We start from the raw sequence: 14,943 nt of genomic DNA, 5'->3' as shown, positions 1-14,943 counted from the left end.
CCTTCACCGGCCGACGTCCCGGCGCTGGAATCCGGTGACCGCCGCGAGGAACAGGGCCGCCGCGAGTAGCAGCAGAACCGCGAGGGGAGTAGCCGAGAAACTCTCGGCAGGCAGGGCCGGCGTGTAGTGGAAGGGGGAGAGCACCCCGAACCAGTCGGGGAGCACTTCCCCGAACATTCCGGCGACGAGCACGTAGCCCAGAAATACCCACAACGCCGGCAACGCGCGCGGACTCAGGCCGTAGACGGCCGCGCACGCACCGACGATCACGAGCACGGCAGGCACGGAGTTCAGGGCCGCGCCGATCAACCGGCCGAGCGCCCCGGCATCGGACAGCGTGAACGCCGCGGTGATCCCCATGCCGACCCCCGCCGCCACCGCGATCGCGACCGCCGCAGCGGCGATCACGGCCAGCTGTCCACCGAGCCACGACGCCCGCGACACGGGGGTGGCCAGTGCCTCCTCGGCGCGACCGGACGATTCCTCGGAACGGATGGATACGACGGCGCCGACGGCGTACATCGCCGCCATCACCACCAGGAACACCAGATACAGGGCGAATGCACCGTCGGCCGCCGCCGCGGCGCCACCCGGCAGCAGCTGCGCGAGATCGGGATCCTGGTCGATGAAATCGCTGATCTGCTTGCCGAGTGAACCGATAGGCAGCGACAGCGCGAACACACCGACACCCCAGGCGAGGATCTGACCGCGCTGCTGACGCGCCGCCAGCGCGGTGATACCGGTCAGGCGGGGGGACGCCTCGGCGCGCCCGCCCCGCGGCGGAAGGAGCCCCGCCCCGACGTCCCGGCGACCGATGGCGGCATATGCGCACCCGACGGTCAGCGCCGCTGCGACGATTCCGATCAGCAACGGCCACCAGCGTTCGTCGACATAGGCGCGGGTGGCCTGCGACCAGCCGATCGGCGACACCCACGTCAGCAGGCTCCCGCTGTGTCCCTGCTGCACGTCGCCCACTGCACGCAGCAGATACCCGACGATGATCGCGGTGATCCCGACACCGCTTGCCGTGCGGGCGTGTTCGGTGAACTGGGACGCCAGCGCCGACAACGAGGTGAACACCAGACCCACCACCAGCACACCCGCGGACATGTTCAGCGAACCCGCCGGAGGCAGACCCACACCGAGCAACCCGATGACGAGCAGAAGCGCGACGAACAGGTTTGCGAGCGCCGCGGAGATCAGTCCCGCCGTGATTCCCGCATACCGCCCGACGACGCCGGCGCGTACCAGTTCCGTGCGTCCGGTCTCCTCCTCCGTCCGCAGATGCCGCGTCACCAGCAGCACCGACATGATCGCGACGGCCACCATCGTCATGCCGGCGATCTCGTTGGCCACCATCGCACCGAGCGTGTAGTCGTCCAGCCCGTACCCAGGCCCGGCGAGTGCCGTGGCTGCCGGCGACGAGATGAGTTCGGCACGGGCCTGCCGTGATTCGGCGGTCGGGTAGATGGTCGAGTAACTCGACGCGATCAGGACGGTGAGGCCCGCCACCGCGACCGTCCACACCGGAATCCGGACCCGGTCGGTGCGCACCGCCAGTTCGGCGAGCACACCCGTTCCGCTCAGTCGACTCACTGCGGCCGTCCGATCCCGAGTGCCTCGACCTCGTCGCGGTACTCGCGAAGGAACAGGTCCTCGAGCGTCGGCGGGTTGGCGGTGATCGAGATGATGCCCAGCCCCGTCAGCGTGGTCATGACCGGATCGATCTGATCGGAATCGACGTCGAACGTCACCGTGTTCGCGTCCTCACCCTTCTGCAGGTTGTGCACGCCGGGGACATTCGCGATGGGGGTGGGCTTGATCCGGGTGGTCGCCGTCACCGTGGTGCGGGTGAAATGGCGCAGTTCGGACAGCGTTCCCGCCTGCACGGTCTTACCCGCGCGAATGATGGTGACGGCGTGGCACAGCGCGTCGACCTCGGCGAGGATGTGGCTGGACAACAGCACCGTGCGTCCTTCGCGGGCGAATTCGGTGATGCACTCCTGAAACACCGCTTCCATCAACGGGTCCAGGCCCGACGTCGGCTCGTCGAGGATGAGGAGTTCGGTGTCGGCGGCGAGCGCAGCCACGAGAGCGACCTTCTGCCGGTTGCCTTTCGAATAGGTGCGGCCCTTGCGGGTGGGGTCGAGTTCGAACCGCTCGATCAGCGACGCTCGACGGACCGGATCGAGTCCGCCGCGCAGCCGCCCGAGAAGGTCGATCGCCTCGCCACCGGACAGATTGGGCCACAGGTTCACATCCCCCGGAACGTAGGCCAGTCGCCGATGCACAGGAACGGAATCCTGCCACGGATCGGAACCGAGAACGGACGCCGAACCGCCGTCGGCGCGCAGGAGGCCGAGGAGCACCCGGATGGTCGTGGACTTGCCCGAGCCGTTGGGTCCGAGGAATCCGTGCACCTCGCCCGACTTCACCTCCAGATCGAGGCCGTCGAGGGCGAGGACTTCGCCGAACTTCTTGGTGAGTCCGCGGACTGAGATCGCAAGGTCCATCGGTCGAGCATAGGTGCGCACCCCGTCGCTGTCCGACTCAGTGCGCGGCCGCGGTTCAGGGGCGCGAATCGCGGATCCGCCCCAGTGCCTTACGCACGACTTCCGGATCGGACGTCTCCCAGAACGGAGGCAGCGAGGCGCGAAGGTACCCGGCGTAGCGGGCCGTGGCGAGCCGCGGATCGAGGACGGCCACCACACCCTTGTCGTCGACGCTGCGCAGCAGACGTCCCACACCCTGTGCGAGCAGCAGCGCCGCGTGATTGGCTGCGACGGAGAGGAACCCGTTTCCGCCGCGCGACTCGACGGCCTTCTGCCGGGCGACCAGCAACGGGTCGTCGGGGCGGGGGAAGGGGATGCGGTCGAGAATTACGAGGCTGAGGGACGGGCCCGGCACGTCGACACCCTGCCACAGCGACAGCGTGCCGAACAGCGATGTCGGCTCGTCGCCGGCGAACGCCCGGACGAGGGCGCCCGTCGAGTCGTCGCCCTGGCACAGGATCGGGGTGTCGAGCCGGTCGCGCATGGCCTCGGACGCGGCCTTGGCGGCCCGCATCGACGAGAACAATCCCAGCGTGCGCCCGCCCGCCGCCTCGACGAGTTCGGCGATCTCGTCGAGATACGCGGGGGAGAGGCCGTCCCGGCCCGGCGGCGGAAGCTGCTTCGCGATGTAGATGATGCCGGCGCGGGCGTGGTCGAACGGCGACCCGACGTCGAGGGCGTTCCATTTGAGCGTGCCCGAATCGGACGGCGCCTCGGAGCCGGTGGCCGTCGCCGGATCGATCACGACTGACGATTCGGCAGGAAGTCCCCAGTTGACCGCGAGACCGTCGAACGACCCGCCCACAGTCAGCGTCGCCGACGTCAGGACCACGGTCGATTCGGCGAACAGCCGGGAACGCAGCAGCCCGCCGACCGACAGCGGCGCCATCCGCACCACCCGGCGGATCGAACCGCGATTGTCGTCGGCGGCCAGCCACACCACGTCGTGACGCTTGGCCGGATCCGGCTCGTCGAAGGCGCTGAGAACGCGGACGGCGCTGTCGTGGACTTCCTCGACCGACGCGAGTGCGGTGTTGCGCGCGGCGGCGGCCTCGGGATCGCTCAACGCCATGCCGGGACGGGACGGGCCGATGGCCGTGCGCAGCGACCACGCGGCGTCGCGGACAGCGGCGAGTGCGGGGGCGGCGCCGGGCGGCAGTGCCTCCCACCGTTCCGGCCGCAATTCCTCGAGCAGTGCCGCCCAGCCCTCACCCGCGGCCTCGAGACGGTCCGCGTCCTGCTCCTCGACGAGCTTCGCGCAGCGCCGCGCCGCGGCACTGATCGTCGACGCCGCCAGCTCCGCGGTGGCGACGTTGGTGACCCGGTCGACCAGTTCGTGCGCCTCGTCGATGACCACGACGTCGTGTTCGGGGAGGATCGCGATTCCGGTGATGGCGTCGATGGCGAGCAGGGCGTGGTTGGTGACCACGACGTCGACCTGAGAGGCCTCCGCGCGGGCGCGCTCGGCGAAGCAGTCCTCGCCGACCGGGCACCGGGACTTGCCGAGGCATTCCCGGGCGGTGACGCTGACCTGGCGCCACGCCTTGTCGCTGACTCCGGGGGCCAGGTCGTCGCGGTCGCCGGTCTCGGTGTCCGAGGACCACTCGGTGAGGCGCTGGACCTCGCGTCCGAGCCGCGACACCGCGAACGGGTCGAACAACTCGTCCGTGGGAGGCTCTTCGGCGGATCCGGTGTGGATTTTGTTCATGCACAGATAGTTGTTGCGGCCCTTGAGGATCGCGAAGTGCGGTCGCCGTCCGAGTGAACCCTCGAGCGCGTCCGCGAGCCGCGGCATGTCGCGGTCGATCAGCTGACGCTGCAGTGCGATGGTGGCCGTCGAGACGACGACAGTCTTCCCGCTCTGCACCGCGTGCCGGACGCTCGGCACCAGATAGGCGAGGGACTTGCCGGTGCCCGTCCCGGCCTGGACGGCCAGATGCTCCCCGGTATCGATCGAATGCGCGACGGCGGAAGCCATGGTCAGCTGGTTGGACCGCTCGGCACCGCCCAGCGACCGCACCGCCGTGCGCAACAGCTCGGGGACGTTGGGGAGGTTTTCAGGCACCCGAGCAGGTTACTCGGGACCTACGTCAGAAATCGTCACGCGGTCCGAGGGGGTGTCCGAGTCGCGGCCCACGAGGTGCACCCCGGCGGCCCGCATCGCGGTGATCGCGGCCTCGACGGTCGCGGGGGCGACACCGGCGGTGAGGGGGAGGTGGACGCGCGTCGGGAACCCGGCGGCCACGGCGTCGAGCGCCGTCGCGACCACGCAGTGATCGGTGGCGATCCCCACCACGTCGACCTCGGTGACTCCGGCCGCACGCAGCCATTTCTCCAGGCTCTGGCCGTCGGAGTTCCTGCCTTCGAAGCCCGAGTAGGCCGCCGAGAACTCGCCCTTGGAGAACACCGATTCGATGCCGCTCAGGTCGAGGTCGGGGTGGAAGTCCGCGCCGGACGTTCCCGATTTGCAGTGCACCGGCCACGTGTCGACGTAGTCCGGTTCGTCGGAGAAATGGTGGCCCGGGTCGATGTGGTGGTCGATCGTGGCCGCGACGGCGTCGTACTCGTTCGACGCCAGGAAGCGGCTGATCGCGGCCGCGACCGCGGAACCGCCGTCGACGGCGAGGGAGCCGCCCTCGCAGAAGTCGTTCTGGACGTCGACCACGAGCAGCGCCCGCCGGAGGTCGGTGTTCTCGATGTCGGTCATGGTGCCCTCCTGGGTTCGGGTTCGGCGAAGCGCACCGGGATCGCGGGCTCGCCGTGGGAGAGCTTCAGGCCCTCCCAGGGCAGGCTGACGAGGCCCGCCGCCAAGAGGGATCTGCTGTCCTCCAGGGTAGTCGTGTCGCAGACGGTCTCACCGCCCCGCACCAGCGGGACCAGCAGTTCCCGCGCCTCGAGGCCAGCCGAGCCGGGTGCGTCCGAGTGGGCCGAGTACACGACCTCCTCGACCAGGGTTCCGGTGTCCCGGGCGAATCGCAACGCCCGCTTGGTGCCGCCCCGCGACGCCTTGTTGCTGCTTCTCTTCTCGACGGGGATGCCGTCCACCTCGACGAGTTTGTAGACCATTCCGGCGGTCGGCGCGCCGGAGCCGACGACGACGGACGTGCCGACGCCGTAGACGTCGACCGGTTCGGCGCGCAACGCGGCGATGGCGTATTCGTCGAGGTCGCCGGAGACGACGATCTTCGTCCCGGTCGCACCGAGGTCGTCGAGTTGCCTGCGGACCTGCCGGGCCAGCACACCCAGATCGCCGGAGTCGATCCGGACACCCCCGAGTCCGGGGCCCGCCACCTCGACGGCGGTCCTGACGCCCTCGGTGATGTCGTACGTGTCGACGAGAAGCGTGGTCCCGACTCCGAGTGCCGCGACCTGCGCGCGGAACGCCGCCGCCTCGTCCGGCCCGTCCGGGGTGGTGTGCAACAGGGTGAACGCGTGCGCGCTGGTACCTGCACCGGGCACTCCGTGCCTGCGGACCGCCTCCAGATTCGACGTGGCCGTGAAACCCGCCAGATAGGCGGCGCGGGAGGCCGCCACCGCGGATTCCTCGTGGGTGCGCCGCGAACCCATCTCGATCATGGGGCGTCCGTCGGCGGCGCTGACCATGCGGGCGGCGGCGGACGCGATCGCGCTGTCGTGGTTGAGGATCGACAGGCTCAGAGTCTCGAGCAGGACGCATTCGGCGAACGTTCCACGGACGGAGAGGATCGGGGAACCGGGAAAGTAGAAGTCGCCCTCGCGGTAGCCGTCGATGTCCCCGCTGAAGCGATAGTCACGCAGCCACGCGACCGTCGCCTCGTCGAGGAAGCGGGACACGATCGCGAGTTCCTGCTCGCCGAAGCGGAAGTTCGACAGCGCGGCAACCAGACGGGCGGTGCCGCCGACGACTCCGTACCGGCGGCCGTCGGGGAGCCGGCGGGCGAACACCTCGAAACTGCAGCGCCGGTGGGCGGAACCGTCGGCGAGGGCCGCCGACAGCATCGTCAACTCGTACTGGTCGGTGAACAAGGCGGTGCTGTCTCTGGACACCCGGCCACTGTAAGCCGCGGTGTCGCCCAGTAGAGGAGCGTCGTACCCTGGTGTCATGGCTCATTGCTCGACGACAGCTCCATTCGTGGATGCCATGCCGGCATCGCCGCAGGTCACCCCTGCAGAGTCGGAGGTCGCCGAGATCGATGAAGCCAATGATCGTCCCTGGGTCACCGTCGTGTGGGACGATCCGGTGAATTTGATGCACTACGTCACCTACATTTTCCAGAAGCTCTTCGGGTACAGCAAAGCCAAGGCCACGGAATTGATGATGCAGGTCCATTCCGAGGGGAAGGCCGTGGTGTCGAGCGGCTCCCGGGACAAGGTCGAAAACGATGTACGCAAGCTGCACGCGGCCGGCCTGTGGGCCACGATGCAGCGCGACGGCAGCTAACTTTCCGTTCGGACAGTAAGGAACTCGGTACACGACGTGCGGATGTGGAGCAGGAAGAACTCGCTCGGCGGTGTGAAGCTGCGTTCGGAGATGGACGCGCACGAGGCCACGGTGCTGCGATCGCTGGTCGCCTCCGTCCTCGGTCTCCTCGAGGAGCGGGCCGCGTCCGCCCCGGAGGACGAACTCGCGGCGCTCACCGGGATGCGGACCGGCAACACGGCGGCACCCGACGAGGAGGTCCTCGCGCGGCTGCTGCCCGACTTCCACCGTCCCGACATGGACGCGCCGGACGACGACGAGATCCGCGCCGAATCGAAGGCCGACATCAACGGTGCGCTGCGCGGACTCCACGAACCGGAGATCATCGACGCCAAACTGGCGGCGGGCTCGGTCATTCTCCACACGGTGCCCGAGAACGGCGGCAAGGTGCTGCTCACGCGGGAACAGGCCGACGCCTGGCTCAGCGGTCTCAACGACGTGCGGCTGGCACTGGGCACCAACCTGGGCATCGACGCCGACACGCCCGACGAACTCGATCCCGCCGATCCCCGCGCACCGCACCTCGACATCTACCACTGGCTGACCTGGATGCAGGATTCGCTCGTTCAGGCGCTCGCACCGTGACGGCCACGACGCCGGGCCGCACCGATTCGCTCGTCGATGTGGTGGGCCTGAGCGTCGGGCACCACCACGAACTCGACGCGGACGCCGCGCTCGGACGCGGCGCCGCCACCGGATGCACCGTGGTCCTCGCGCCGCACGGCGCGACCGGTGCGGTCGACGTCCGTGGCGGGGGACCGGGCACCCGGGAAACCGACCTCCTCGACCCCAGTCACAGCGTCCGGAAGGTGCACGCGATCGTCCTGACCGGCGGCAGCGCGTACGGACTCGCCACCGCCGACGGCGTCATGCGGTGGCTCGAGGAGCACGGTCACGGAATCGCCATGGGGGAGCCCGATCAGGTGGTCCCGATCGTTCCCGCTGCCGTGATCTTCGATCTGCCGGTCGGTGACTGGCGCAGGCGTCCCACCGCCGAATTCGGTTACCGGGCAGCAGATTCTGCGTCGCACACCGTGCTCTCCGGTTCGGTGGGCGCCGGGGTCGGGGCGCGTGCGGGCGCGCTCAAAGGCGGTGTCGGAACGGCGAGCGTCGTCGTCACGGACGGTCCGGCGAAGGGCATCACGGTGTCCGCGCTGATGGTGGCCAATCCCGTCGGAACCGTGTTCGATCCCGCGACCGGACTGCCGTGGGGTGTCGCCACCGTGGGTGCAGCCGCTTTCGGGCTCAGACCCCCCGTCGCCGCCGAGGTGTCGGCGGCGCGCGAACTGATCGCCAAGAGCACCGTCCTCAACACGACCATCGGGGTCGTCGCGACCGACGCCGTCCTGGGCAAGGCGGCGCTACGCCGCGTCGCCGTCGCCGGTCACGACGGGCTGGCCCGCGCGATCCGGCCGGCGCATTCGCCGCTCGACGGCGACACGATCTTCGCGCTCTCCACCGGCATCCACCCGGTCCACCATCCGGCGGGAGTGCCCGACGCGTTCCCGCCCGATCTGCCCGTCGTCGACGCCGTCTGCACCGCGGCCGCCGAAGTGGTGGAGAAGGCCATCGTCGACGCCGTCCTCAGCGCCACCCCCGTCGCGGGAATTCCCACCTACCGCGAACTGTTCCCTTCAGCACTGCGTTCCTGAGGTACGCGTTCCTGAGGTACCGGCCGGTCGGTGGCCGACTCGCCGGTGCGCACCTAGGATGGCGCTCACGGAGGTGGATGACGTGCTGGTGATTCGATCGGACTTCGTCGAGGCGATGGTCGCGCACGCGCGCGCCGACCACCCGGACGAGGCGTGCGGGGTCATCGCCGGGCCGGACGGCTCCGACCGCCCCGAACGGCACATCCCGATGATCAACGCCGAGCGTTCGCCCACGTTCTACCGTTTCGACTCGGGTGAGCAACTGAAGGTGTGGCGGGCGATGGACGACGCCGACGAGGTGCCGGTCGTGATCTACCACTCGCACACCGCCACCGAGGCGTACCCGAGCCGGACCGACATCTCCTTCGCATCCGAACCGGACGCCCACTACGTGCTGATCTCCACCCGCGACCCCGAAGTCCACGAACTGCGCAGCTACCGCATCGTCGACGGTGTCGTCACCGAGGAACCCGTCGACGTGGTCCAGAGCTACAAGTTTGCCCACACGTCGGTGGCAGACGTCCCCGACAAGTGACGGTGCCGTCCCTCGCGACGGGCCCGCGGCAGGTAAGACACCCACATCTCGAGGAGCCGACCATGGCTGTCACAGTTTCGATCCCCACCATCCTGCGTACCCACACCGGCGGTGAAAAGCGGGTGGAGGCAACAGGTCCCACACTCTCCGCCGTCATCGACGACCTCGACGGCAACTACGGCGGCATCAAGGACCGCCTGATCAACGACGGCCGCCTGCATCGCTTCGTCAACGTGTACGTCAACGACGAGGACGTCCGATTCTCCGGCGGACTCGACACCGAGGTGGCCGACGGGGACTCCGTGACGATCCTGCCCGCCGTCGCCGGAGGCTGATCGCGGCCGTGGCGCGGTTCGATTCGCTGATCGACACCCTCGGCGACACACCCCTCGTCGGGCTGCCCCGCCTGTCTCCCAGCTGGAACGGTGCTGCGCCGGTCCGCCTGTGGGCCAAGCTCGAGGACCGCAACCCCACCGGTTCGGTGAAGGACCGGCCCGCCCTCCGCATGATCGAGCAGGCCGAGAACGACGGCACCCTGACACCCGGCGCCACGATCCTCGAACCGACCAGCGGGAACACCGGGATCTCGCTCGCGATGGCCGCGAAACTCAAGGGCTATCACCTGATCTGCGTGATGCCCGAGAACACGTCCGTGGAACGCAGGCAACTGCTGACGATGTTCGGTGCGCAGATCATCGACTCGCCCGCGCGCGGTGGCTCGAATCAGGCTGTGGCCGTGGCCAAGGAGCTGTCCGCGGAGCATCCCGACTGGGTGATGCTGTACCAGTACGGCAATCCCGCGAATGCGCTGGCGCACTACGAGACCACCGGCCCCGAGATCCTGCGCGACCTTCCCGAGATCACCCACTTCGTCGCGGGCCTCGGCACCACCGGCACCCTGATGGGTGTGGGGCGCTACCTCCGCGAACACGTCGACGGCATCGAGATCGTGGCCGCCGAGCCCCGGTACGGCGAACTCGTCTACGGCCTCCGCAACATCGACGAGGGCTTCGTCCCCGAGTTGTACGACGAATCCGTCCTCACCTCGCGGTTCTCCGTCGGCCCCGCCGACGCCGTCCGCCGCACCCGGCAACTGATCGACAACGAAGGCATCTTCGCGGGCATCTCGACCGGCGCGATCCTCCACGCCGCGCTGGGGGTGGCGCGCAAGGCCGTCAAGGCCGAACGCGCGGCGAACATCGCGTTCATCGTCGCCGACGGCGGATGGAAATATCTGTCGACCGGCGCATACGGCGGTACGGTCGAGGAAGCAGAAGAAGCACTGGAAGGGCAGTTGTGGGCATGACGGCAGGGGTGTGTGGATCATGACGTCGTCGTTCGACTCCTCGCGATTCGACTCGCCGGTGCCGAGGGGTGGCGCGAAGCCGGCGCCCGCGTCGAAGTCGAAGCCGCTGTGGCTGCAGTCCGCAATCCTCATCGGCACCTTCACGATGCTGCTGTACGTCATCGAGATCGTCGACGTGGCGTCCGACGAGCGACTGGAAGAGAACGGCGTCGGGCCGCGCTCCATTGACGGGCTGTGGGGGATTCTGTTCGCCCCGGTCCTGCACGACGACTGGGCGCACCTGTTCGCGAACACCGTCCCGCTGCTGGTCCTCGGGTTCCTCGTGCTGCTGTCGGGCATCGCCCGCGGCCTCGCCGCCACCGGGATCGTCTGGGTGGTCGGAGGTCTGGGCACCTGGTTGACCGGCGGATCCTATTCCAACCACATCGGCGCCTCCGTCCTGATCTTCGGCTGGCTCGCCTACCTGCTGGTCCGGGGAATCTTCGCCCGCAGCCTCGGCCAGATCCTCGTGGGTGTGGTGGTGTTCGTCGTCTACGGCAGCCTGCTGTGGGGTGTGCTCCCCAGCGCTCCCGGTGTGTCCTGGCAGGGCCATCTGTTCGGCGCCGTCGGCGGTGTCGTCGCAGCCTGGCTGCTCTCCGCGGACGCCAGGAAGCAGCGGGCACGGAAAGCGGTGGGGCCACAATCGTTCGGGTGATCCCCCCGGGGTGAGGCGCGTGCGATGCACCGGCGTGTACCGCGCATCCGACCGCTGCGAGTAGGGCCTGCTGGTAGGCTCCACCCGAGATTCGGGCACCCAGGTACTGCCTAGTTCAGAGCTGTCGACAGTGTCGTCACGGAGGGCCGGTGGAGGTGGTCGAACTCGCGGTTCGCGCACACGCCGTGCCGCCGAGGTCCGGGCGTCCCCAGCGGCGGACTCCGTCGCCGCACCCCACCGCACCCTCAGGAGTTGATCATGGCTGTCACAGTTTCGACCCCCGACGTCGACGGTGAGTGTCCGTCCGTTCGCTGTGTAGTCACGGGAGGCTGATCGCTGCCGTGGCAAGGTTCGATTCGTACATCGACACTCTCGGGAACACACCTCTGGTCGGCCTGCCCCGGCTGTCGCCACGCTGGAACGGCAGCAGCCCGGTGCGGTTGTGGGCCAAACTCGAGGATCACAATCCCACCGGTTCGATCAAGGATCGCCCGGCGCTACGCATGATCGAGCAAGCAGAACGGGACGGCCGTCTCACTCCCGGTGCGACGATACTCGAATCGACCAGCGGCAACACCGGTATCTCGCTGGCGATGACCGCCAAACTGAAGGGCTACCAGCTGATCTGCGTGATGCCCGAGAACACGTCGATGGAGCGCCGCCAGCTGCTGACGATGTTCGGCGCCCGGATCATCGACTCTCCCGCCGCCGGTGGTTCCAACGAGGCCGTCGCCGTCGCGAGGCGACTGTCGGACGAGAATCCGGACTGGGTACTGCTCTACCAGTACGGCAACCCGGCCAACGCGATGGCGCACTACGAGACCACGGGGCCGGAGATCCTGAGGGATCTTCCCGAGATCACCCACTTCGTGGCCGGGCTCGGCACCACCGGGACACTGATGGGTACGGGCCGGTTTCTCCGCGAGCACGTCGACGGCATCGAGATCGTGGCCGCGGAACCACGCTTCGGCGAAATGGTGTGTGGCCTCCGCAACATCGAAGAGGGATTCGTTCCGGAACTGTACGACGAATCGGTACTCACCCGGCGATTCCGGGTACGCCACACCGAGGCGATCCAGCGCACCCGCGAACTGATCGACGTCGAGGGAATCTTCGCCGGCACCTCCACCGGCGCCAATCTCCATGCTGCACTCGACGTGGCGCGGTACGCCCTCGAGACGGGACAGCGGGCCGACATCGCGTTCGTGGTCGCCGACGCCGGATGGAAGTACCTCTCGACCGGCACCTACGACCCACAGGTCCAAGTCCTCGAAGAGGCATGGGAACGGTAACGGCGGCGGATCCGCGGTAGATCGCCATGGTCAGGTCACAGTTCCCCATCGGTTGTGAGGTCGACGCGCCAATTCCGTCGGAAGCTTTTTCCGAAACGGGTCGTCGTGGCAGCATGGCGGGTATGCGCATTACCGTCCTGGGGTGTTCAGGGAGCGTCTCCGGACCAGACTCACCTGCATCGGGTTATCTGTTGACCGCGCCGGACACACCGCCGCTGGTACTCGACTTCGGACCCGGTGTCCTCGGTGCGCTCCAGCGGTTCGCCGATCCCGGCGAGGTCTCCGTCCTCCTCAGCCACCTGCACGCGGACCACTGCCTGGACCTCCCAGGACTGCTCGTCTGGCGTCGCTATCATCCGCACCCGCCGAAGGGGCGCGCACTCGTCTACGGCCCGTCCGACACCGCCCGCCGGATCGGCGTCGCGTCCGCGGAGTGCGGCGGCGACATCGACGACATCTCCGACACGATCGACCTGCACCACTGGACCGACGGCGAACCGGTCACGTTCGGCGACCTCACCATCACCGCGCGCCGGGTCAACCACCCGCCCGAGGCGTACGGGTTCCGGCTGACCAACGGCGCCGGGCGCACCCTCGTCTACACCGGCGACACCGGCATGTGTGACGAAGTGATCGACCTCGCCCGCGCGGCCGACGTCCTGCTCGCCGAGGCGTCGTGGACGCACAGCCCGGACCGGCCCGAAGGGATCCACCTCTCGGGGACCGAGGCCGGTCAGGTCGCACACCGCGCCGGTGTCGCCGAACTGCTGCTCACCCACATACCGCCGTGGACGTCCCGCGAAGACGTCATCGCCGAGGCCAAGGCCGAATTCTCCGGCCCCGTGCACGCGGTGTCCGCGGGCGGCGTCTACACCGTCTGAAGCCGTGTGCCCGCGCCCCGGGCGGGGGCGACTAGGCTCTCTGCCGTGACCACACGAGAAGACGGTAGGGCGGACGACGAACTCCGCGAGGTCAAGATCACCCGGGGCTTCACCACACATCCCGCGGGATCGGTGCTGGTGGAATTCGGAAACACCAGGGTGATGTGCACAGCCAGCGTCGAGGACGGTGTTCCCCGTTGGCGTCAGGGCTCCGGACTCGGCTGGCTGACGGCCGAATACGCCATGCTGCCCGCCGCCACCCACACCCGCAGCGGCCGAGAGTCCGTCAAGGGCAAGGTCGGTGGACGAACCCAGGAGATCAGCCGGCTGGTCGGACGCTCCCTCCGTGCCTGCATCGACCTCGCCGCCATCGGTGAGAACACCATCGCCCTCGACTGCGACGTGCTGCAGGCCGACGGCGGAACCCGCACTGCCGCCATCACCGGCGCCTATGTGGCCCTCGTCGACGCGGTGACCTACCTCCGCGCCGCCGGCCGCCTCGCCGACCCCCAGCCGATCTCCTGTGGCATCGCCGCGGTGAGCGTGGGCGTCGTCGACGGCCGTGTGCGCCTCGACCTGCCGTACGAGGAGGACTCGCGCGCCGAGGTCGACATGAACGTCGTGGCCACCGACACGGGCACCCTCGTCGAGATCCAGGGCACCGGCGAAGGCGCGACGTTCCCGCGGAGCACGCTCGACAAACTGCTGGACTCCGCGCTCGCAGGGTGCGAGCAGTTGTTCGAGATCCAGAAGGCCGCACTCGAACTGCCCTACCCCGGTGCGCTTCCGGAGCCGAAGGTCCCGGAGACGTCGAAGAAGAAGTTCGGGGGCTAGATCGGTGCGGGAAACCACACGGGTGCTGGTGGCCAGCCGCAACGCGAAGAAACTCCGGGAACTGCATCGGGTGCTCGCGGCGGCCGGTGTCGACGGGATCGAACTGGTCGGGCTCGATGCCGTACCCGAGTACCCCGAGGCCCCCGAAACGGGTGCGACGTTCGAGGAGAACGCCCTGGCGAAAGCGCGCGACGGTGCCGCCGCAACCGGTATGCCCTGTGTGGCAGACGATTCCGGAATCGAGGTGGATGCGCTGAACGGCATGCCCGGAGTCCTGTCCGCCCGGTGGGCGGGCGCGCACGGAAACGATCCCGCGAACACCGCCCTGGTCCTGGCTCAGCTCGGTGACGTGCCCGACGACCGCAGGGGAGCGGCGTTCGTCTCGGCGTGCGCGCTCGTGGTGCCCGGCGGCGAGGAATCGGTGGTCCGCGGCGAATGGCGGGGAAGCATCGCCCGTGAGCCCGTCGGCGACGGCGGATTCGGTTACGACCCGGTCTTCGTGCCGGATGGAGATACCCGCTCGGCCGCCCAGCTGTCACCCGAGGAGAAGGACGCGTCCTCGCACCGAGGGCGGGCGCTCGTTCAGCTCGTCCCCGACCTGGCGGCGCTCACCGGGCACTGACAGTCGCTACGTTTCACGGGAGGAGGTTCACATGTCGCCGATGATGGTGCCTCAGACACCGCTCGGCTGGCTGACCTACGTGATCGCGATGATCACCGGGCAGCCGGTCATCATGT

Annotated in this window: 16 protein-coding genes; 11 read left to right on the top strand and 5 right to left on the bottom strand. The window is 68.7% G+C overall.

The window, feature by feature from the left end; genetic code table 11:
- Positions 1-3: 3 nt before the first annotated feature.
- The 5 genes from QM693_RS26390 to QM693_RS26370 are packed head-to-tail and all read right to left on the bottom strand — an operon-like array spanning position 4 to position 6,635.
- Complete coding sequence (locus QM693_RS26390) at positions 4-1,596, bottom strand: ABC transporter permease (RefSeq protein WP_283353800.1); 1,593 nt, start codon at positions 1,594-1,596, stop codon at positions 4-6.
- Positions 1,593-2,513: an ABC transporter ATP-binding protein gene (locus QM693_RS26385; protein ID WP_280784726.1), complete on the bottom strand. Its 921-nt coding sequence runs from the start codon at positions 2,511-2,513 to the stop codon at positions 1,593-1,595. The genes QM693_RS26390 and QM693_RS26385 overlap by 4 nt, the downstream gene beginning before the upstream one ends.
- A 55-nt stretch (positions 2,514-2,568) precedes the next feature.
- Positions 2,569-4,617 carry an ATP-dependent DNA helicase gene (locus QM693_RS26380; protein ID WP_283353799.1) on the bottom strand — a complete coding sequence of 683 codons (2,049 nt, stop codon included), beginning with the start codon at positions 4,615-4,617 and terminating at the stop codon, positions 2,569-2,571.
- Between the two features lie 9 nt (positions 4,618-4,626).
- Complete coding sequence (locus QM693_RS26375) at positions 4,627-5,259, bottom strand: isochorismatase family protein (protein WP_283353798.1); 633 nt, start codon at positions 5,257-5,259, stop codon at positions 4,627-4,629.
- Complete coding sequence (locus tag QM693_RS26370; protein WP_283353797.1) at positions 5,256-6,635, bottom strand: nicotinate phosphoribosyltransferase; 1,380 nt, start codon at positions 6,633-6,635, stop codon at positions 5,256-5,258. Before QM693_RS26370 ends, QM693_RS26375 begins: the two co-directional genes overlap by 4 nt.
- Here QM693_RS26370 and clpS point away from each other — a divergent pair.
- The 11 genes from clpS to rdgB all read left to right on the top strand — a co-directional run bounded on the left by clpS (position 6,634) and on the right by rdgB (position 14,827).
- Entirely contained in the window at positions 6,634-6,972 is a 339-nt protein-coding gene (clpS, locus tag QM693_RS26365) for an ATP-dependent Clp protease adapter ClpS (RefSeq protein WP_039950843.1), read from the top strand. The genes QM693_RS26370 and clpS overlap by 2 nt on opposite strands.
- Before the next feature lie 36 nt (positions 6,973-7,008).
- Positions 7,009-7,596, top strand: coding sequence for an oxidative stress transcriptional regulator AosR (gene aosR / locus QM693_RS26360; protein ID WP_283333542.1), 588 nt, complete (start codon positions 7,009-7,011; stop codon positions 7,594-7,596).
- The gene (locus QM693_RS26355; protein ID WP_283353796.1) at positions 7,593-8,663 is read left to right on the top strand and encodes a P1 family peptidase; all 1,071 of its coding nucleotides are present in this window, start codon (positions 7,593-7,595) and stop codon (positions 8,661-8,663) included. The genes aosR and QM693_RS26355 overlap by 4 nt, the downstream gene beginning before the upstream one ends.
- A 115-nt stretch (positions 8,664-8,778) precedes the next feature.
- Positions 8,779-9,198 carry a M67 family metallopeptidase gene (locus QM693_RS26350; protein ID WP_283353815.1) on the top strand — a complete coding sequence of 140 codons (420 nt, stop codon included), beginning with the start codon at positions 8,779-8,781 and terminating at the stop codon, positions 9,196-9,198.
- Positions 9,199-9,260: 62 nt separating this feature from the next.
- Positions 9,261-9,533, top strand: coding sequence for a MoaD family protein (locus QM693_RS26345; RefSeq protein WP_009474135.1), 273 nt, complete (start codon positions 9,261-9,263; stop codon positions 9,531-9,533).
- A gap of 8 nt (positions 9,534-9,541) precedes the next feature.
- Positions 9,542-10,504 (top strand): PLP-dependent cysteine synthase family protein, encoded by a 963-nt coding sequence (locus tag QM693_RS26340; protein WP_005262003.1) that lies wholly within the window; start codon positions 9,542-9,544, stop codon positions 10,502-10,504.
- Between the two features lie 19 nt (positions 10,505-10,523).
- Complete coding sequence (locus QM693_RS26335; RefSeq protein WP_011594448.1) at positions 10,524-11,198, top strand: rhomboid family intramembrane serine protease; 675 nt, start codon at positions 10,524-10,526, stop codon at positions 11,196-11,198.
- A gap of 341 nt (positions 11,199-11,539) precedes the next feature.
- Positions 11,540-12,490: a PLP-dependent cysteine synthase family protein gene (locus tag QM693_RS26330; RefSeq protein ID WP_283333545.1), complete on the top strand. Its 951-nt coding sequence runs from the start codon at positions 11,540-11,542 to the stop codon at positions 12,488-12,490.
- Between the two features lie 122 nt (positions 12,491-12,612).
- Complete coding sequence (locus tag QM693_RS26325) at positions 12,613-13,371, top strand: cyclic nucleotide-degrading phosphodiesterase (RefSeq protein ID WP_283333546.1); 759 nt, start codon at positions 12,613-12,615, stop codon at positions 13,369-13,371.
- A 45-nt stretch (positions 13,372-13,416) separates the two neighbouring features.
- Complete coding sequence (gene rph / locus QM693_RS26320; protein WP_007296580.1) at positions 13,417-14,205, top strand: ribonuclease PH; 789 nt, start codon at positions 13,417-13,419, stop codon at positions 14,203-14,205.
- A 4-nt stretch (positions 14,206-14,209) separates the two neighbouring features.
- Positions 14,210-14,827 (top strand): RdgB/HAM1 family non-canonical purine NTP pyrophosphatase, encoded by a 618-nt coding sequence (rdgB, locus tag QM693_RS26315; RefSeq protein WP_283353795.1) that lies wholly within the window; start codon positions 14,210-14,212, stop codon positions 14,825-14,827.
- The last annotated feature ends 116 nt before the right edge of the window (positions 14,828-14,943 follow it).

The sequence above is a fragment of the Rhodococcus sp. IEGM 1305 genome, assembly GCF_030058635.1.
GTDB lineage: Bacteria > Actinomycetota > Actinomycetes > Mycobacteriales > Mycobacteriaceae > Rhodococcus_F > Rhodococcus_F opacus_D.
The sequence above is the reverse complement of the archived record's forward strand: the minus strand, read 5'-3'. Positions and strand labels throughout refer to the sequence as shown.

Coding starts and splice junctions, on each gene's coding strand:
- QM693_RS26385 (WP_280784726.1), bottom strand. CDS start 2,513: ATGGACCTTGCGATCTCAGTCCGCGGACTCACCAAGAAGTTCGGCGAA.
- QM693_RS26375 (WP_283353798.1), bottom strand. CDS start 5,259: ATGACCGACATCGAGAACACCGACCTCCGGCGGGCGCTGCTCGTGGTC.
- clpS (WP_039950843.1), top strand. CDS start 6,634: ATGGCTCATTGCTCGACGACAGCTCCATTCGTGGATGCCATGCCGGCA.
- QM693_RS26370 (WP_283353797.1), bottom strand. CDS start 6,635: ATGACACCAGGGTACGACGCTCCTCTACTGGGCGACACCGCGGCTTAC.
- QM693_RS26350 (WP_283353815.1), top strand. CDS start 8,779: ATGGTCGCGCACGCGCGCGCCGACCACCCGGACGAGGCGTGCGGGGTC.
- QM693_RS26345 (WP_009474135.1), top strand. CDS start 9,261: ATGGCTGTCACAGTTTCGATCCCCACCATCCTGCGTACCCACACCGGC.
- QM693_RS26335 (WP_011594448.1), top strand. CDS start 10,524: ATGACGTCGTCGTTCGACTCCTCGCGATTCGACTCGCCGGTGCCGAGG.
- QM693_RS26325 (WP_283333546.1), top strand. CDS start 12,613: ATGCGCATTACCGTCCTGGGGTGTTCAGGGAGCGTCTCCGGACCAGAC.